Source organism: Streptomyces sp. NPDC046727 (genome assembly GCF_040645635.1).
GTDB lineage: Bacteria > Actinomycetota > Actinomycetes > Streptomycetales > Streptomycetaceae > Streptomyces.
In genome coordinates this window covers 19,537-36,684 of record NZ_JBEYYR010000026.1, presented here as the reverse complement: position 1 = coordinate 36,684, position 17,148 = coordinate 19,537, and the positions used below count along the sequence as shown (strand labels likewise).

Here is a 17,148-nt window from a genome sequence, read left to right as displayed (position 1 = left end):
TCCGGGACTTTGGCCCCGGACCGTGACGTATCTCGCAGGTGCCGTGAACAACTCACAGCGCGCCAAAGGGACAAGGCGCCGTGAGGTGGTACGGCGATCAGGCCGCTATCGGCTGCTTGGTCTCCTTCGCCGCGGCGGCCGGGTTCGCGGCGGGGTCGGCGGCCGTGGGCTCGGGAGCCTGCTTGCGCATCCCCTTGAGGAGGACCACCAGCGCCGTGCTGACACAGACGCCGGCCGCGATGGCCACCAGGTACAGGAACGGGTTGCCGATCAGCGGGACCACGAAGACGCCGCCGTGCGGGGCGCGGAGGGTGGCGCCGAAGCCCATCGAGAGAGCGCCGGTGAGCGCGCCGCCCACCATGGAGGACGGGATGACCCGCAGCGGGTCGGCCGCGGCGAACGGGATCGCGCCCTCGGAGATGAAGGACGCGCCGAGCACCCAGGCGGCCTTGCCGTTCTCGCGTTCGGCCGGGGTGAACAGCTTGCCGCGCACGGTGGTGGCCAGGGCCATCGCCAGCGGCGGGACCATACCGGCCGCCATCACCGCGGCCATGATCTTCATGGCGGAGTCGCTGGGGTTGGCGACGGCGATGCCGGCGGTGGCGAAGGTGTAGGCGACCTTGTTGACCGGGCCGCCCAGGTCGAAGCACATCATCAGGCCGAGCAGGGCGCCGAGCAGGAGGGCGTTGGTGCCGGTGAGGCCGTTCAGCCAGTCCGTGAGGCCGCTCTGCGCCTTCGCGATGGGCTTGCCGATCACGACGAACATCAGGAATCCGACGATCGCCGTGGAGATCAGCGGGATCACCACCACCGGCATGATGCCGCGCAACGCCGCGGGGATGTCGACCTTCTGAATCGCCATCACCACGCCACCGGCGATCAGACCGGCCGCCAGGCCGCCGAGGAAGCCGGCGTTGATGGTGAGGGCGATCGAGCCGCCGACGAAGCCCGGGACGAGACCGGGTCGGTCCGCCATGCCGTAGGCGATGTAGCCGGCCAGGACCGGGACGAGGAAGCCGAAGGACACCACGCCGATCTGGAACAGCAGCGCGCCCCAGCTGCCGGTCTGGGTCCACACGAAGTGGTCCATGACCGACGGGGCCTTGTTGACCTTCCAGCCGCCGATCGCGAAGCCGAGGGCGATCAGCAGACCGCCGGCGGCGACGAACGGCACCATGTAGCTGACGCCGGACATCAGCCACTTGCGCAGCTTGGTGCCGTAGCCCTCGGTGGAGTCGCCCGCGCGCTCGACGGGCGTGCCCGGAGCGGCGCCCGCGGTGACCTCGCCGCGTTCGGCCTTGCCGCGCACCTCGGATATCAGCTCGGCGGGGCGGTTGATACCCGCCTTCACGCCCACGTCGACGGTCGGCTTGCCCGCGAAGCGGTCCTTGTCGCGTACGGGGACGTCGTGCGCGAAGATCACGCCGTCCGCCGCCGCGATCACCGCCGGGTCCAGCCGGGTGAAGCCGGCCGAGCCCTGCGTCTCGACGACCACCTCGACACCCGCGTCCCGGCCGGCGTTCTCCAGGGACTCGGCCGCCATGTAGGTGTGGGCGATGCCGGTCGGGCAGGAGGTGACGGCGACGATGCGGAAGGGGCGCTCGCCGGAGGCGGATGGGGCGCCCGGCGCCGGGGCGGATCCGTCCGTGACGGTCGCGCCCGGTGCCGGGGCCGTGCTGCCCGCTGCGGCGCCGGCGGAGGCCGCCACCGGCGTCGCAGCGGAGTCTTCGGCGGCGCCCGCGGACGCCCGCGCACCCGTGGACGCGTCGCCCGCGCCCTCGGCGGCGGTCTCGCCCGCACCCTCGGCGGCGGCCGAGGAGGTGCCCGCGGCCGTCGGCGCCTCGTCCCCGCGGATCAGCGCCGCGGCCGTTCCCGCGTCGCCCGCCGACCGCAGCGCGTCCGTGAACTCGGTGTTCATCAGCTGCCGGGCCAGGGAGGAGAGGATCGTGAGGTGGGCGTCGTCGGCGCCGGCCGGGGCCGCGATCAGGAAGATCAGGTCGGCGGGACCGTCCGCGGCGCCGAAGTCGATGCCGGCGGCGCTGCGGCCGAAGGCGAGCGTCGGCTCGGTGACGTGGGCGCTGCGGCAGTGCGGGATGCCGATGCCGCCGTCGAGGCCGGTCGGCATCTGGGCCTCGCGGGCGGCCACGTCGGCGAGGAAGCCCTCCAGGTCGGTCACCCGGCCCTGGGCCACCATGCGCTCGGCGAGGGCGCGCGCCGCCGCTTCCTTGGTGTCGGCGGACAGGTCGAGGTCGACCAGGTCCGCGGTGATCATGTCGCTCATCGCGGGCTCCTATGCACGCGTATCGCCCGGGGGAGTGGGGTGGGCGGGGGTGGGGACGGGGGTGGTGCGGCGGGGGGGACAGGACTATGCGGCGAGTAACGGGGCGCCTCGCCGCCTGGGGGACGGTCGGGTGGGTGCGTCCGGGCGTGCGGGCGCGGGGCGTGCGCCCAGATGCCGGGTTCCGGGGCGGGCACGGCGCGGCGCGAGGGAGTTCATGACACCGGCTCCATCAGTTCGCGGTCGACAGGGATGTCGGACGTGACCGTCACCGCGGCCGGGTCCAGGTCGGCGGGGGTCGGCATCAGACTGCCGGGGAGCCGGACGGCGGCGGCGCCGTGGGCGACGGCGGAGGCGAGGGCCTCCGGCCCGCTGCCGCCGGCGATCAGGAAGCCGGCGAGGGAGGAGTCGCCGGCGCCCACGTTGCTGCGCACGGCGTCCACGCGCGCGCTGCCGAACCAGGCGCCCGTGTCGTCCACGAGCAACTGCCCGTCGGCGCCCAGGCTCGCGAGCACGGCGCGTGCGCCCATCGCGCGCACCTCCTCGGCCGCCTTGAGGGCGTCGCCCACCGTCGCCAGGGGGCGCCCGACGGCTTCCGCGAGCTCCTCGGCGTTCGGCTTCACCACATCGGGCCGGGCACGCAGCGCCTCCAGGAGCGCACGCCCCGAGGTGTCCAGCGCGATGCGCGCGCCCCCGGCGTGCGCCTCCGTGACGACATCGGCGTACCAGGAGGGCGCGAGCCCCCGGGGCAGGCTCCCGCAGCACGCGATCCAGTCGGCGTCGCGGGAGTGCTCGCGGACGGTGACCAGGAGCAGGGCCTGCTCGGCCACCGACAGCTCCGGGCCCGGCGCGTTGATCTTCGTGAGCACCCCGTCGGACTCCGCGAGCGCGATGTTGGAGCGGGTGGCGCCGGCGACCGGGACCGGCGCGACCTCGATGCCCTGCGCGTCGAGCAGGTCGGCGATGAGCGCTCCGGGCGCACCCCCCAGGGGCAGGACGGCGACCGTGCGCCGGCCCGCGGCGGCGACGGCGCGCGAGACGTTCACGCCCTTGCCTCCGGGGTCCATGCGCTCGCCGGTGGCGCGGATGACCTCGCCGCGCTCCAGGGCGGGGACCTCGTAGGTGCGGTCCAGGGAGGGGTTGGGGGTGACGGTGAGGATCATGTGCGCACTACTTCCGTGCCGCCGCGTTCGATGGCGGCGGCGTCTTCCGGGCTCAGCCCGCTGTCGGTGATCAGCAGGTCCACGTCGCTCAGGTCGCCGAAGCGGGCGAAGTGCTCCTGGCCGTGCTTGGACGAGTCGGCCAGCAGCACCACCCGGCGGGCGGCGGAGACGGCGGCCCGCTTGACCGCGGCCTCGGCGAGGTCGGGGGTGGTCAGACCGTGCTCGGCGGAGTAGCCGTTGGCGGCGACGAACAGGACGTCGGCGCGGATCTCGCCGTACGCGCGCAGCGCCCAGGCGTCCACGGCGGCGCGCGTGCGGTGCCGTACGCGCCCCCCGACCAGGTGGAGCTGGATGCCCGGGTGGTCGGCGAGGCGGGCGGCGATGGGCAGGCTGTGCGTAACGACGGTGAGGGATGCCTCCAGCGGGATCGCCGCCGCCACCCGCGCCACGGTCGTACCGGCGTCGAGGATCATCGTGCCCTCGGCCGGCAGTTCGGCGAGGGCGGCCTTGGCTATGCGGTCCTTCTCGTCGGCGGCGGTGGACTCGCGCTCGGCGAGGTCCGGCTCGAAGTCGAGGCGGCCGACCGGGATGGCGCCGCCGTGCACGCGGCGGACGAGGCCGGCGCGGTCGAGGGCCTTCAGATCGCGGCGGATCGTCTCCGCGGTGACCTGGAACTCCTCGGCCAGCGACAGCACGTCCACCCGGCCGCCGTCACGGGCGAGCCGGAGGATCTCCTGCTGCCGTTCCGGTGCGTACATGTCCGCTCGCCTCCGCCTCGGTGTCCGAACGTTTCCGGCATCATGCCCGAACGTGTGGTTTCACCGGCAGACTACGCCCGGTTTTCCGGAAAGTAAACAGATTCGGGCTCGGTGCGGGCATGAACGGACTTCCGGTGGTCCGGGCAGCGGAAAGGCCCGGTACCTGTCCGGTACCGGGCCCATCGTCGTGACTGGTCAGGAGACCAGCTCGGGCTCCTTCCCCACCTCCGGGGCCTCCTCCGCGGCACCCTCCACATGCTGTGCCGGACGCTTCGGCAGGGCGTACATCAGCAGGAAGATCACGCCCATGATCCCGGCGACCCACCACAACGCGTACTGGAAGGCGTGGACGAAGGCCGGGCCGACCTGGGCCTGGGTCAGCCGGTCACCGATCTGCCCGAAGAAGACCACCGACACCAGTCCCAGACCGAGCGCGTTGCCCATCTGCTGCACGGTGTTGATCAGCCCGGACGCGGAACCGGCGTGCTCGCGCGGCACGCCCGACAGCACCGCGTCGGTCAGCGGGGCGACGATCAGCCCCATGCCGACGCCCATGACGACCAGCGGCAGGGCCATCTGCCAGGAGGCGATGGCGAGGCCGTAGTGGCGGGCCTCCCACAGGTAGATCAGCACGCCCGCGCCCATCACCAGCGCGCCCGCCTGGAGCACCTTGCGGCCGAACCGCGGGACCAGCTGCTGCACCGACAGCCCGGCCGCCGTCGACACCGCGATGGAGAACGGCACCCCGGTCAGCCCGGCCCGCAGCGGCCTCCAGCCCAGACCGATCTGCATGTACAGCGTCCAGACCAGGAAGAAGATGCCGAGCGCGACACCGAAGACGATCTGTACGGCGATGCCGGCGGCGAAGCTCTTCACGCGGAACAGCGACAGCTCGACCAGCGGGGAACCGTCCCGGGCCGCCTTGCGCCGTTCGTACGCCACCAGCGCCGCGAAGACGCCGAGGGCGCCGGCCATCGAGACGTACCCCCACAGCGGCCAGCCCAGCTCGCGCCCGCGGGTCAGCGGGTAGAGCAGCATCAGCAGGCCCAGCGTCACCAGGGCGACGCCGACGAGGTCCAGCTTGAGGGCCTTGGGGGCCTTGGACTCGGTGATGAAGCGGCGGCCCAGCAGCCAGGCCGCGATGCCCACCGGCAGGTTGATGAGGAAGATGGGGCGCCATTCGAGGCCGAACAGGTTCCACTCCGTCAGCAGCGCGCCGAGCAGCGGGCCGGAGACCGCGCCGAGGCCGACGACCGCGCCGAACAGGCCGAAGACCTTGCCGCGTTCGTGGGCCGGGAAGGTGGCGTGCACGATCGACAGCACCTGCGGCACCATCAGCGCGGCCATACCGCCCTGCAGCAGGCGGGAGGCGACCAGCATCTCCGGGTTCACGGCGAAGCCGCACAGGGCGGAGGCGACGGTGAAGCCGCCGACGCCGATGAGGAACAGCCGCTTGCGGCCGTGGATGTCACCGAGGCGGCCGCCGGTGATCAGGCCGGCCGCGAAGGCGAGGGCGTAGCCGGCGGTTATCCACTGGATCTGGCTGACCGAGGCGTGGGCGCTGCGCTCGATGGACGGGATGGCGATGTTGACGATCGTCACGTCGACCAGGTCCATGAAGGCCGCGGCCATGACGATCGTCAGGGCCAGCCAGCGGGCTCGGTCGGGGAGCGGTTCGGAGGGCGCAGGGGAAGTCGCTGCGGTGGTCGGGCTGTCCGTCGAGTGTGCCTGGTCGCGCAGTTTTCCGCGGCCCTTGAGGGCGTTGGTGTCCGTGGAGGTCATGTGATCAAAGGTAGGACCCCATTAGGTCAGATCACGTCCTATATCTGCGGCATCCTCGTAGACATGACGACTGACACCCCCGCCCGGCTGCTTCAGCTCCTCTCCCTCCTCCAGACGCCCCGTGAATGGCCCGGCGGCGAGCTGGCCGGGCGGCTCGGAGTCTCCCGGCGGACCGTGCGGCGGGACATCGACCGGCTGCGGGAGCTGGGGTATCCGGTACAGGCGACGAAGGGCACGGACGGCGGGTACCGGCTGGTCGCGGGCAAGGCGATGCCACCGCTGGTACTGGACGACGAGGAGGCCGTCGCCATCGCGGTGGGGCTGCGGGCCGGCGCCGGGCACGCGGTCGAGGGCGTGGACGAGGCGTCCGTACGGGCCCTGGCCAAGCTGGAGCAGGTGCTGCCCTCCCGGCTGCGCCACCGGGTGTCCACGCTGCAGGCCGCGACCACGCCCCTGACCAGCGGGGACGGGCCGAGCATCGCACCGGAGACGCTGACCGTGATGGCGTCGACGGTGGCGGGGCAGGAGCGGCTGCGGTTCGCCTACCGCGACAAGGACGGCAGCGCGTCCCGGCGGCTGACCGAGCCGCACCGGCTGGTGTCGACGGGACGGCGCTGGTACCTGGTCGCGTACGACCTCGACCGGGCGGACTGGCGCACCTTCCGGGTGGACCGGGTGAGCGAGCCGTTCGCGACCGGTGTCCGGTTCGCGCCACGGGAGTTGCCGACGGGGAGCGCCGCCGAGTACCTGCGGCAGTCGATCCACCGGCAGCAGGAGACGTACGCGTTCGAGGTGCGGTTCGCCGCGTCGGCGGAACAGGTCTCCGCGCGGGTGCCGAAGTGGCTCGGGCCGCCCGAGGACGACGGCGCGGGCGGCTGCGTCCTGCGAGGCACCACCGGCGATCCGGTGGAGTGGCTGGCGGTGCGGCTGGCCCTGGCCGGATCCGAGTTCACGGTCCGCGCGCCGGAGGAACTGGTGGCGTCCGTAAGGGAGTTGGGGGGACGGCTGAGCAGGGCGGCGGAACCGGAGGCGTCAGGGGCGTAGGGGGGCGCACTCGCTTCCGCCCCACCCGAAGTCCCGCAGCGCGCGCAGGTTGCGCTGGGCCAGGGCCGCCGGGCCTTCCGGGCCGGTGGGCGGGGTCGTCGTGGCGGCCCAGGACTCCACGGCCACGCGGACGGCGGCGCCGGCCACGGCCGCGGCGAAGCGGAGGTCCGGGGAGAGCCGTACCGGCTCCGGGGTGTCCTCGTCCTCCTCCGCACCCCGCGCCGCCAGGATCTCCGCCAGTGCCCGCTCCGACGCCTGGCAGACCTCTGCCCAGACCTTGCGCAGGGCCGGGCTGGTGTCGGCCAGGTGGATCAGGGTGCGGAGCCATTCCCAGGACGCGGCCGAGACGCCGATGCCGGGGGTGAGGGTCTGGTGGACGGCGTGCTCCAGGACCTGCGGGAGGGCCAGGTGGGCCGGGGCCGTACGGACCGCCTCGATCCAGCGCTGGGCGCCGGCCGCGTAGAGGGGGGCCACCGCCTCCTCCTTGGTGGCGAAGTAGCGGTAGAACGTGCGCGGTGCGATGCCCGCGGCCTGGGCGATGTCCTCGGCGCGGGTGGCCCGCAGGCCCTGCTGGACGAAGAGGGCCGCCGCCGCCCGGGCGATCTCCATCCGGGTCTCGGCCTTCCGGCGTTCGGTGAGGGAGACCGGTGCGGCGGCGGAAAACGGCTGGTGGGCGGCGCTGGGGGTGGTGCTCATCCGGGCAGGCTATGCCCGTGTGGCAGAATCTGCCATCCGGCGGTCCACCCCGGGGTTCAGGTACGGGGTGGGCCGCCGCTCCAGCATGTACGCCATGCCATGGACACCCCCGCAGAAGGGGACACCCCGGACAAGAAGGAGCCGGACTCCGGCGCCCGGGGGGGTGGGCGCCGAAGCCCGGCTCGGGAAGTCCCGGCGCCGGGGGGGATTGCGTCGGGACGTGGCTCGCGTGGGGTCGGCCAGGGTCGGCCGCGGCCAGGGTGCGGTGTGGGTGGGGAGTGCGGTGTCCTGGGGCCCGCTGCCGGGCCCGGAAGGGTTGTTCCCTCGGGCCCGGGGGTTGAAGCGACCGGACCGCGCCATGTTTGCGCCGTCTTTCGCCACCCGGCGTGCGCGCCGCGCAGTGCGCCCTACGCCGCCGCGTCGAAGCCGGTCTGGCGGGCCAGCTTCTTCAGTTCGAGGAGGGCGTGCTTCTCGATCTGCCGGATGCGCTCGCGGGTCAGACCGTGCTCCTTGCCGACCTCGGTCAGGGTGCGCTCGCGGCCGTCCTCGATGCCGTACCGCATCTTGATGATGGAGGCCGTGCGCTGGTCCAGGCGGCCGATCAGGTCGTCCAGTTCCTCGCTGCGCAGCAGGGTCATGACGGACTGCTCGGGGGAGACCGCCGACGTGTCCTCCAGCAGGTCGCCGAACTGGGTGTCGCCCTCGTCGTCCACCGACATGTTCAGCGAGACCGGGTCACGGGACCAGTCGAGGACGTCGATCACACGCTCCGGCGTCGAGCCCAGCTCGGCGGCGATCTCCGCGGGCTCCGGGTCGCGGCCGTTCTCGCGGTTGAACTCGCGCTGGATACGGCGGATGCGGCCCAGCTCCTCCACCAGGTGGACGGGGAGCCGGATCGTGCGGGACTGGTCGGCGATGGAGCGGGTGATGGCCTGACGGATCCACCAGGTGGCGTACGTCGAGAACTTGAAGCCCTTGCGGTAGTCGAACTTCTCGACGGCGCGGACCAGGCCGGCGTTGCCCTCCTGGATCAGGTCGAGCAGGGGCAGGCCGCTGCGCGGGTAGCGCCGGGCCACCGCCACGACCAGGCGGAGGTTGGAGCGGATGAAGATGTCCTTGGCGCGCTCACCGGCGGCGACCAGCGCCTCCAGCTCCTCGCGGGAGGCGTTCGTCCTGGACTCCTCCTCGCCGTCGAGGACCTGCTGCGCGAACACACCCGCCTCGATGGTCTGCGACAGCTCGACCTCCTTTGCGGCGTCGAGCAGCGGCGTACGCGCGATCTCGTCCAGGTACATGCCGACCAGGTCGCGGTCTGCGATCTCGCCGCCATGAGCGCGAACACTGCTTGCCGAGTCGGCCGTCTCGCCGGTGGCGGACTGACGACGGGCGACGGCACGGGTTGCCATGCGTGCTCCCTTGCGATGGTGGGCTGGCGGGTGGTCCTGGCGAACGCTCGGCACTGAAGGGGGCTGTCACTGGGACTCTCTCCGAGTGCCCTGCATCCGTGGGAAACAACGACTGGAATCCGGACAGAATTCCCAACCCGCCCGTCAATTTTTCTGATCATGCAGTACCCTGTCGGCCGCACAGGGAGGCGCGATGCCGTCGGAACGTGTTGAGGTGCAGGTCAGACCGGGAGTCGAGGGTGATCTCGACGCCCTCACGGCGATCTACAACCACTACGTTCGTGAGACGGCGATCACATTCGATACCGCGATCTTCACTCCGGGAGAGCGCCGCCCTTGGCTGCTCTCCCACCCGGTAGACGGCCCGTACCGGCTGATGGTTGCCACGGCACCGGACTCACAGGAGATTCTGGGGTACGCCACATCCAGCCCTTACCGGCCGAAGGCGGCGTACGTGACGTCCGTGGAGACCTCGGTGTACGTCGCCCCGCACGCCGGCCGGCGCGGGGTCGGCACGCTGCTCTACGACGCCCTGTTCGAGGCCCTCGCCGGGGAGGACGTGCACCGCGCCTACGCGGGCATCGCCCAGCCCAACGAGGCGTCCGCCCGGCTCCACGAGCGCTTCGGCTTCCGGCACGCCGGGACGTTCCGGGAGGTGGGCCGCAAGTTCGGCCGCTACTGGGACGTGGCCTGGTACGAGAAGGAGCTGTAGGTCACCCGAACTGCACCGACCGCTTCGCCATTCCCATCCAGAACCCGTCGATCACCGACTTCTGCGCGTCCAGCTCGCCGCCGGCCTCCGCCGCGCCCATGGTGACGAAGAGCGGGGCGAAGTGTTCGGTGCGCGGGTGGGCGTAGCGGCCGGCCGGGGCCTTGTCCAGGAAGTCGAGCAGGGCGTCCCAGTCGCGGGCCTCCAGGGCCCGCCGGCCCCAGTCGTCGAACTCGGACGACCAGCTCGGCACGCCCCGGCCGGCGTACCGCAGGGCGGCGAGGTTGTGGGTGAAGAAGCCGGAGCCGACGATCAGCACACCCTCGTCGCGCAGGGGGGCGAGCCTGCGGCCGATGTCCATGAGGCGGACCGGGTCGAGGGTGGGCATCGAGATCTGCAGGACGGGGATGTCGGCGGCCGGGAACATCTCGACGAGGGGGACGTAGGCGCCGTGGTCGAGCCCGCGGTCGGGGATGTCCTGGACGGGGATGCCGGGGGCGCGTAGCAGCTTGCGGACGGAGTCGGCGAGTTCGGGCGCGCCGGGAGCGGCGTACTGGACCTGGTAGTAGTGCTCCGGGAAGCCCCAGAAGTCGTACACGAGCGGGACGGTCTCGACCGCGCCGAGGGCGAGCGGGGCCTCCTCCCAGTGGGCGGAGACCATGAGGATCGCCCTGGGGCGGGGCAGACCGGCGGACCAGGCGGCGAGCTGGCCGGGCCAGACCGGGTCGTCGGCGAGGGGCGGGGCGCCGTGGCTGAGGTACAGGGCGGGCATGCGCTCCTGGGCGGTGGCGGACATGGCGGCGGCTCCCAACCTACTTGCTTTAACTCTCAAGCTCTTCGCCCCCACCGTACGCGCCACTTGTTCAAGTTTCAAGGAGCTGCCTCGTACAGTGGGACACATGAACACGGCACCGGACCCCGCACGGCACCGCTGGCTCACCGACGAGGAGCAGCGCGTCTGGCGCGCCTACCTGCAAGCCACCACCCTGCTGGAGGACCACCTCGACCGGCAGCTGCAGCGCGACGCGGGCATGCCGCACATCTACTACGGCCTCCTCGTCGGCCTCGCCGAGGCGCCGCGCCGCCGGCTGCGGATGACCGAGCTGGCGATGCGGGCGAAGATCACCCGCTCCCGGCTCTCGCACGCGATCGCCCGGCTGGAGAAGAACGGCTGGGTGCGCCGCGAGGACTGCCCCTCCGACAAGCGCGGCCAGTTCGCCGTGCTCACCGACGAGGGCCACGAGGTGCTGCGGCGCACCGCGCCCGGCCATGTGAACGCCGTACGGCAGGCGCTGTTCGAGCGGCTGAGCCCGGAACAGCAGAAGGCCCTCGGCGAGATCATGGAGATCGTCGCCGAGGGCCTCCAGCCCAACGAAGCGGGTGCGGACCTGCCCTGGCTCCGCTAAACCACCGGGTGCGTCACCGTACGGGCGCTCAGTGGGCCACCACCGGCACCGGCACCTCGTCCTCGACGCCCTCGCCGGAGATCATCTCGGTGACGTCCGGGCGGCCGGCGTTGACGAAGGTGAAGGCGATCAGGGCGGCGAGGCCCAGGATGCCGACGGCGACCCAGATGGCCGCGGTGTAGCCGTGCACCAGACCGTCCAGCTGGACCAGCTTCTGCTGCGGCTTGGAGGCCGCACCGGCGATGTGGTCCTTGAGGTACGACGTCGTCGCGGAGGAGGCGATGGTGTTCAGCAGGGCGGTGCCGATCGCGCCGCCCACCTGCTGCGAGGTGTTGACCATCGCGGAGGCGACACCCGCGTCCCGGGGCTCGACACCCTGGGTGGCCAGGGACATGGCCGGCATGAACGCCGTACCCATACCGAGGCCGAGCAGCAGCATCGCGGGCAGCAGCAGGGCGGCGTACGAGGAGTCGACCTCCAGCTGGGTCAGCAGCAGCATGCCGATGCCGGCGACCAGGAAGCCGGGGCCCATCAGCAGGCGGGCCGGGACCCGGGTCATCAGGCGGGTGCCGATCTGGGTGGAGCCGGTGATCATGCCCGCGATCATGGGCAGGAAGGCGAAGCCGGTCTTGACCGGCGAGTAGCCCTTCACGACCTGCAGGTAGTAGGTCAGGAAGAGGAACAGGCCGAACATGCCGATGATGGCGAGGCCGAGGGAGAGGTAGATGCCGCCGCGGTTGCGGTCGGTCACCACGCGCAGCGGCAGCAGCGGGGCCTTGACCCGGGACTCGACGAGCACGAACGCGAGGAGCAGCACGCCCGACGCGACGAACATCGAGACGGTCACGGTGTCACCCCAGCCGTCGGACTCGGCGCGGGTGAAGCCGTACACGAGGGCGACCAGGCCGAGGGTGGACAGGATCACGCCGGGGATGTCGAGCGGGGAGCGGTTGCGACCGCCCTCCGGCTCACGGATGACGAAGTAGGCACCGAGCGCGGCGACCACGGCGAACGGGATGTTCACGAAGAAGGTCCAGCGCCAGTCCAGGTACTCGGTGAGGAAGCCGCCGAGGATCAGGCCGACGGCACCGCCGCCGCCCGCGATGGCGCCGTAGATGCCGAACGCCTTGGCGCGCTCCCTGGCGTCGGTGAACATCACCGCGAGCAGGGACAGCGCGGCCGGGGCCAGCATCGCGCCGAAGACGCCCTGGAGGGCGCGGGCGCCGAACATCATGGTGCCGGTGGTGGCGGCGCCGCCGAGCGCGGAGGCGGCGGCGAAGCCGGCCAGGCCGAGCACGAAGGTGCGCTTGCGGCCCCACAGGTCGGCGATCCGGCCGCCGAACAGGAGCAGACCGCCGAAGGCGAGGGCGTAGGCCGTGATCACCCACTGCTTGTTGCCGTCGGATATGCCCAGGTCCTGCTGGGCGGCGGGCAGGGCGATGTTCACGATGGTGGCGTCGAGGACGACCATCAGCTGGGCGAGCGCGATGAAGACGAGCGCTTTCCAGCGGTTGGCGTCACCGCTCGGGGCGGCGGCGCCGGGAGCCTTGAGGGCTGTTTCGGACATGGAGATACCCACTTCGGGACTTCGTGACGGAAAAATGCTCAGAAAACGGAGTCGGGCAGAGAGGTGAAGAGCAGGGGACGGCCGGGCCGGCTGCCGTGCTGTAGGTGGACTGGATGCGGGAGCTGAACTAATCGGTCGGAGCTGATCGGTCAGGCGTCGCGCAGCTCCCTGATGCTCACGGCCTCACCCGGCAGGACCGAGCGGGCGGGGGCCCGCAGGCCGTCGAGGAACAGCTGGAGATGGCGGTGGACGAAGCGGTCGCCGCGGAGGCAGTCCGTGCCGGCCGGGGGCCGGCTCAGCTGGGCCACGGCGACCAGCAGGTCGCCGACGCCGACGTCCGGCCGGAGCTGCCCCGCCGCCCTGGCCCGGCCCATGATCTCCTCGACGAGCCGCTCGACGCGCTCGTGGGAGGCCTCCAGGTCGGGGTGGTGCTTGTCGAAGGTGCTGGACACCATGGGACACAGCGCGCTGATCCGCTCGTCGGCGGCGGCGTGCGCGAAGTGCTCCAGTGCGGCGAAGGCGTCCCCGGTCTCCGCGAGGGCCAGCTCGGCCGCCTCGGCCGTGCGGTCCATGACGGAGCAGACGACCTCGCGGACGAGGGAGTCGCGGTCGGGGAAGTTGCGGTACACCGTGGCGTTGCCGACGCCGGCCCGGCGGGCGATCTCGTCGAGCGGCACGTCCGGGCCGTGCTCGACGAACATCTCGCGGGCGGCGGTGACGATCCGCTCCCGGTTGCGCACGGCGTCGGCGCGCGGCCGGGACACCTTGCGCACTGCGGTGGCGGTCGTGACGGACACGGCGTACTCCTTCTCCTTTGAACCGATGACGGTTCTCCTTTGAACCGATGACGGCGACTGAACCGCTGACGGCGATGGAAGCTGTGGGGGATCCGGTCGATCCGGGGAGCGCGTCCCCGTTTCGCTCGGACACATGACTAAACGGGGAGCACCTCCCCGGTTATTTCCCCTGCGCCGAAAGAATGCTTGTGACCTGAGCCACAATCATCGCGCGCCGGGATTCACCCCCGCGCGGACCGGGTTTCCCACCATCGGTCTCCTCCAGCGCGCGCCCGCCGCGCCCCCGACACAGGGTGAGCGCAAGGGTGCAGCCGGAGACCGGCGGCTGCCGTGGCGCGAAAGGTCCCCGCACGCATGCAGCCGCCCCGCCGCCGCATACGCCCGCGCCGGGTTGCCGCCCTCGCCGTCGTGACCGTCCTGACCCTCACGGTCAGCACCTCGGCCGGGGCCGGACACCTGACGGCGCCCACCACCGCAGGGCCGGTCAACCTGGCCCGCTCCTCCGCGCTCGTACCCTGCATGATCCGTGCCGGTCTGGACGTGCAGATGACCGAGGGCCTGCCCACCCCGCCCGGCTACTCCCGCTCCACGGGCACCGTCCACGCGCTGACCCTGATGGTCGACTTCTCCGACGCACCCGGCCCGGGCAGCGCGATGGACCGCTTCCACGAGTTCTTCCCGCAGACCCAGGAATGGTTCCGCACCGCGTCGTACGGCCGGCTCGACTACCGCCCCGAGACGCCCATCACCACCTGGCTGCGCATGCCGAAACGCTTCCGGGAGTACGGCATAGAGCGCGGCGCCCCCTTCGACCCCGGCTACCGGAGCCTGGTGCAGGACATCGTGGCCGCCGCCGACCCGAAGGTGGACTTCCGCAGCTACGACCTGCTGAACGTGCTCATCACCCCGAACGCCGGCCCCTCCGCCCTGGACACCGTGCTGTCCGTGACCTTCGCCGGCAACGACGACGCCCCGGTCGCCGACGGCGTCCGCATAGCCAACGCCTCCTTCGTCTACTCCCGCCAGGACGACGGCTCCGGCTCCTTCTCCCGCACCGGCTACCGGGTACTGCCCCACGAGAACGGCCACACCTTCGGCCTGCCCGACCTGTACACGCAGGAGGGCGGGGGCGCGGTCGGGCACTGGGACATCATGAGCGAGGACTGGGGCGCCGACAACGATCTCCTCGGCTGGCACAAGTGGAAGCTGGGCTGGCTGGACGGCGGCCAGGTCGGCTGCGCGGCGGCACCGGGCAGCGTCGAGTACACCCTGTCCCCGCTGCACAAACCGGGCGGCGGAAAGCTGGTCCTGGTGCCGGTCACCGCGCGCAGCACGTACGCGCTGGAGGTACGGGCACAGGGCGGCAACGACGAGGCGGTGTGCCGCCCCGGCATCCTCATCTACAAGATCGACGCCATGGTCGACACCGGCCGCGGCCCGATCACGGTCTACGACAGCCACCGCGACAGCGGCGGCTGCACCCGCAGCCCGAACGTCCACGCGGAACTCTCCGACGCCCCCTTCACCGTCGGCGAAAGCTTCAAGGACCCACGACACGGCATCGCGGTGCGGGTGATGAGCACGGACGAGGAGGGCAACTACCGGGTGCGGGTCACTCGGGGATGAGGGTGGCGGGGCCGGGGCGGGGAATCACCGAGGCGCCCCCGACCGGGGTTTACCGTGGGCATGCCCCGACGCCGTACCGGAGAGACGATGCCCGCCATGACCGCAGTGGATGCCGACGCGCGTGCCGGGGCCGGGACGCCGGTGGAGGCGGTCGGGCCGCTGGTGCGCGGGGTCGGTGTGCTGCGGCGCCTGGCCGAGGCGGGCGGCACGCTGAGCCCGAGCGCGCTGGAGCGGGCCACCGGACTCGCCCGCTCCACGGTGGACCGGATCACCGCGACCCTGACCCGGATGGGCTACGTCCGCCTCGACGGCCGGGACGTCGTCCTCACCCCGCGCGTCATGGAGCTGGGCAACGCCTACCTGGCCGCCCTGCGCCTGCCCGCACTGCTCGACGCGCGGGCCGACGCCCTCGCCGACGAACTGGACGAGTCGGTGTCGCTCGCGGTCGCCGACCTCGACGGCATCCGCTTCATCCACCAGGCCACCCGGCGCCGCGCGCTCTCCGTCAGCTTCCGCATCGGCGACCTGCTGCCGGCCGAACGGACCGCGCCGGGCGCGCTGTTCGCCACCGAGTGGACGGAGGCCGACTGGACGCGCTGGCGGACACGCCGGGCCGGGGATCCGCAGGACACGGCCTTCGCCGCCGTACCCCCGCGAGCCGAGCCCGCCGACGACGCCGACTCCGCCTTCGCCGGGCGAGTGGGGCGGGCCCGCCGGGACGGCTGGGCGCTGGACGACCAGCTGATCGAGCCGGGCCTGGTGGCGGTGTCCGTCCCGGTACGGCACCCCGGCACCGGGAGCGTGGCCTGCGTGGCCAGCGTGGTCAGCCACACCAGCCGCCACTCGGCGACCGGCCTGCGCACCGCCCTCCTCCCCCGCCTGCGTACGGCGGTGGCGGCTATGGAGGCCGACCTGCGCACCGCTCCCCCGCCCGAGCCGGGCCCCACGCCCGCCGGACTCGCGACCTGGACGACGGCGTCCAAGCACGAACTGGGCCGGGACTTCGTGGAGTCGCTGGCCCGGGGTCTGACGGTGCTGACGGCGTTCGGCGAGGGCCGCTCGGCACTGCCCCTGACGGAGGTGGCCCGGGCGACAGGCCTGTCCCGGGCCACGGCACGCCGGGCGCTGCTCACCCACGAGCACCTGGGCCTGGTGGCCGCACGCCCCGACGGCACCTTCACCCTCACCCCGCGCGTCCTGGACCTCGGCTTCCCCCCGCTGTCCGGTACGACACTGCCCCGCCTGGCCGAGCCACACCTGCGGGCCCTCGCGGACCGGCTGCACGAGCCGACGGCGCTGGCGGTGCTGACGCGGGACGGCGAGGAGATCCAGTACACGGCCGGCGCGGGCGCGAGCCACGTCCTGACCGTGCGCATCACCGTGGGCGCGCGACTGCCGGCCACCGCGACCTCGCTGGGCCGCGTACTCCTGGCGGACACGGGCGCCCCGCCGTCCCCGACACTCACCGAGATCCGCGCCCAGGGCTACGCCTTGGTCGACGAGGAACTGGAATCGGGCCTGCGCTCCATCGCCGTACCGGTACGGGACCGGACGGGCCGGGCGGTCGCCGCGCTGAACGTGGCCACGCACGCGGCCCGCCGCACGCTGGAGGACTGCGTGGAGGACCTCCTCCCCGCCCTCCGCGCGACGGCCGACCGCATCCAGCGGGACTTCCACACCGCGTCCCGCTTCACCCACGTCCCCACGTCCTGAACCACCGCCCCGCCCACGCCGTGATCCGGTACCCTGTGGACCGAGCGCCCACCAGGACGCCCACCCACGCCTTCGTAGCTCAGGGGATAGAGCACCGCTCTCCTAAAGCGGGTGTCGCAGGTTCGAATCCTGCCGGGGGCACAGAGAGAAGGGCCAGCTCAGGAGGGTTTTCCTCCTAGGCTGGCCCTTCGGCGTTTCAGGGG

General features: G+C 72.4%; 14 protein-coding genes and 1 tRNA gene. 6 read left to right on the top strand and 9 right to left on the bottom strand.

The window, feature by feature from the left end:
- Positions 1-97: 97 nt before the first annotated feature.
- The 4 genes from ABZ937_RS27885 to ABZ937_RS27870 form a co-directional block, all read right to left on the bottom strand.
- Positions 98-2,281, bottom strand: a complete 2,184-nt coding sequence (locus ABZ937_RS27885) for a fructose-specific PTS transporter subunit EIIC (RefSeq protein ID WP_361696074.1) — start codon at positions 2,279-2,281, stop codon at positions 98-100.
- A gap of 212 nt (positions 2,282-2,493) precedes the next feature.
- Positions 2,494-3,441 carry a 1-phosphofructokinase gene (pfkB, locus tag ABZ937_RS27880; RefSeq protein WP_361696073.1) on the bottom strand — a complete coding sequence of 316 codons (948 nt, stop codon included), beginning with the start codon at positions 3,439-3,441 and terminating at the stop codon, positions 2,494-2,496.
- Positions 3,438-4,199, bottom strand: coding sequence for a DeoR/GlpR family DNA-binding transcription regulator (locus ABZ937_RS27875; protein WP_361696072.1), 762 nt, complete (start codon positions 4,197-4,199; stop codon positions 3,438-3,440). Before ABZ937_RS27875 ends, pfkB begins: the two co-directional genes overlap by 4 nt.
- A 195-nt stretch (positions 4,200-4,394) precedes the next feature.
- Positions 4,395-5,981, bottom strand: a complete 1,587-nt coding sequence (locus ABZ937_RS27870; RefSeq protein ID WP_361696071.1) for an MFS transporter — start codon at positions 5,979-5,981, stop codon at positions 4,395-4,397.
- Between the two features lie 63 nt (positions 5,982-6,044).
- On the opposite strand from ABZ937_RS27870, the gene ABZ937_RS27865 reads away from it, so the two are divergent.
- Entirely contained in the window at positions 6,045-7,025 is a 981-nt protein-coding gene (locus ABZ937_RS27865) for a YafY family protein (RefSeq protein WP_361696070.1), read from the top strand.
- Here the strand turns inward: ABZ937_RS27865 and ABZ937_RS27860 are convergent.
- Positions 7,014-7,634, bottom strand: coding sequence for a TetR family transcriptional regulator (locus ABZ937_RS27860; RefSeq protein ID WP_361696156.1), 621 nt, complete (start codon positions 7,632-7,634; stop codon positions 7,014-7,016). The two genes, ABZ937_RS27865 and ABZ937_RS27860, sit on opposite strands and share 12 nt — an antisense overlap.
- Positions 7,635-8,128: 494 nt before the next feature.
- Complete coding sequence (locus ABZ937_RS27855; protein ID WP_361696069.1) at positions 8,129-9,127, bottom strand: sigma-70 family RNA polymerase sigma factor; 999 nt, start codon at positions 9,125-9,127, stop codon at positions 8,129-8,131.
- Positions 9,128-9,320: 193 nt separating this feature from the next.
- Between ABZ937_RS27855 and ABZ937_RS27850 the strand changes: the two genes are divergently transcribed.
- Entirely contained in the window at positions 9,321-9,839 is a 519-nt protein-coding gene (locus ABZ937_RS27850) for an N-acetyltransferase family protein (RefSeq protein WP_361696068.1), read from the top strand.
- 1 nt (position 9,840) lies between these two features.
- Here the strand turns inward: ABZ937_RS27850 and ABZ937_RS27845 are convergent, their stop codons facing one another.
- Complete coding sequence (locus ABZ937_RS27845) at positions 9,841-10,632, bottom strand: class III extradiol ring-cleavage dioxygenase (RefSeq protein ID WP_361696067.1); 792 nt, start codon at positions 10,630-10,632, stop codon at positions 9,841-9,843.
- A 103-nt stretch (positions 10,633-10,735) separates the two neighbouring features.
- Here ABZ937_RS27845 and ABZ937_RS27840 point away from each other — a divergent pair, with 103 nt between their 5' ends.
- On the top strand, positions 10,736-11,242 hold the full coding sequence (locus tag ABZ937_RS27840; protein WP_361696066.1) for a MarR family transcriptional regulator: 507 nt from the start codon (positions 10,736-10,738) through the stop codon (positions 11,240-11,242).
- 28 nt (positions 11,243-11,270) lie between these two features.
- Here the strand turns inward: ABZ937_RS27840 and ABZ937_RS27835 are convergent, their stop codons facing one another.
- Both ABZ937_RS27835 and ABZ937_RS27830 read right to left on the bottom strand, forming a co-directional pair.
- On the bottom strand, positions 11,271-12,809 hold the full coding sequence (locus ABZ937_RS27835) for an MFS transporter (protein WP_361696065.1): 1,539 nt from the start codon (positions 12,807-12,809) through the stop codon (positions 11,271-11,273).
- Positions 12,810-12,958: 149 nt separating this feature from the next.
- The gene (locus tag ABZ937_RS27830) at positions 12,959-13,606 is read right to left on the bottom strand and encodes a helix-turn-helix domain-containing protein (RefSeq protein ID WP_361696064.1); all 648 of its coding nucleotides are present in this window, start codon (positions 13,604-13,606) and stop codon (positions 12,959-12,961) included.
- 354 nt (positions 13,607-13,960) lie between these two features.
- On the opposite strand from ABZ937_RS27830, the gene ABZ937_RS27825 reads away from it, so the two are divergent.
- From ABZ937_RS27825 to ABZ937_RS27815, 3 genes are all read left to right on the top strand, one after another.
- On the top strand, positions 13,961-15,232 hold the full coding sequence (locus ABZ937_RS27825) for a M6 family metalloprotease domain-containing protein (protein WP_361696063.1): 1,272 nt from the start codon (positions 13,961-13,963) through the stop codon (positions 15,230-15,232).
- Positions 15,233-15,319: 87 nt separating this feature from the next.
- The gene (locus ABZ937_RS27820) at positions 15,320-16,945 is read left to right on the top strand and encodes an IclR family transcriptional regulator C-terminal domain-containing protein (RefSeq protein ID WP_361696062.1); all 1,626 of its coding nucleotides are present in this window, start codon (positions 15,320-15,322) and stop codon (positions 16,943-16,945) included.
- 68 nt (positions 16,946-17,013) lie between these two features.
- Positions 17,014-17,086: transfer RNA gene (locus tag ABZ937_RS27815), tRNA-Arg, on the top strand.
- The last annotated feature ends 62 nt before the right edge of the window (positions 17,087-17,148 follow it).

Coding starts and splice junctions, on each gene's coding strand:
- ABZ937_RS27885 (WP_361696074.1), bottom strand. CDS start 2,281: ATGAGCGACATGATCACCGCGGACCTGGTCGACCTCGACCTGTCCGCC.
- pfkB (WP_361696073.1), bottom strand. CDS start 3,441: ATGATCCTCACCGTCACCCCCAACCCCTCCCTGGACCGCACCTACGAG.
- ABZ937_RS27875 (WP_361696072.1), bottom strand. CDS start 4,199: ATGTACGCACCGGAACGGCAGCAGGAGATCCTCCGGCTCGCCCGTGAC.
- ABZ937_RS27870 (WP_361696071.1), bottom strand. CDS start 5,981: ATGACCTCCACGGACACCAACGCCCTCAAGGGCCGCGGAAAACTGCGC.
- ABZ937_RS27865 (WP_361696070.1), top strand. CDS start 6,045: ATGACGACTGACACCCCCGCCCGGCTGCTTCAGCTCCTCTCCCTCCTC.
- ABZ937_RS27860 (WP_361696156.1), bottom strand. CDS start 7,634: ATGGAGATCGCCCGGGCGGCGGCGGCCCTCTTCGTCCAGCAGGGCCTG.
- ABZ937_RS27855 (WP_361696069.1), bottom strand. CDS start 9,127: ATGGCAACCCGTGCCGTCGCCCGTCGTCAGTCCGCCACCGGCGAGACG.
- ABZ937_RS27850 (WP_361696068.1), top strand. CDS start 9,321: ATGCCGTCGGAACGTGTTGAGGTGCAGGTCAGACCGGGAGTCGAGGGT.
- ABZ937_RS27845 (WP_361696067.1), bottom strand. CDS start 10,632: ATGTCCGCCACCGCCCAGGAGCGCATGCCCGCCCTGTACCTCAGCCAC.
- ABZ937_RS27840 (WP_361696066.1), top strand. CDS start 10,736: ATGAACACGGCACCGGACCCCGCACGGCACCGCTGGCTCACCGACGAG.
- ABZ937_RS27835 (WP_361696065.1), bottom strand. CDS start 12,809: ATGTCCGAAACAGCCCTCAAGGCTCCCGGCGCCGCCGCCCCGAGCGGT.
- ABZ937_RS27825 (WP_361696063.1), top strand. CDS start 13,961: ATGCAGCCGCCCCGCCGCCGCATACGCCCGCGCCGGGTTGCCGCCCTC.
- ABZ937_RS27820 (WP_361696062.1), top strand. CDS start 15,320: ATGCCCGCCATGACCGCAGTGGATGCCGACGCGCGTGCCGGGGCCGGG.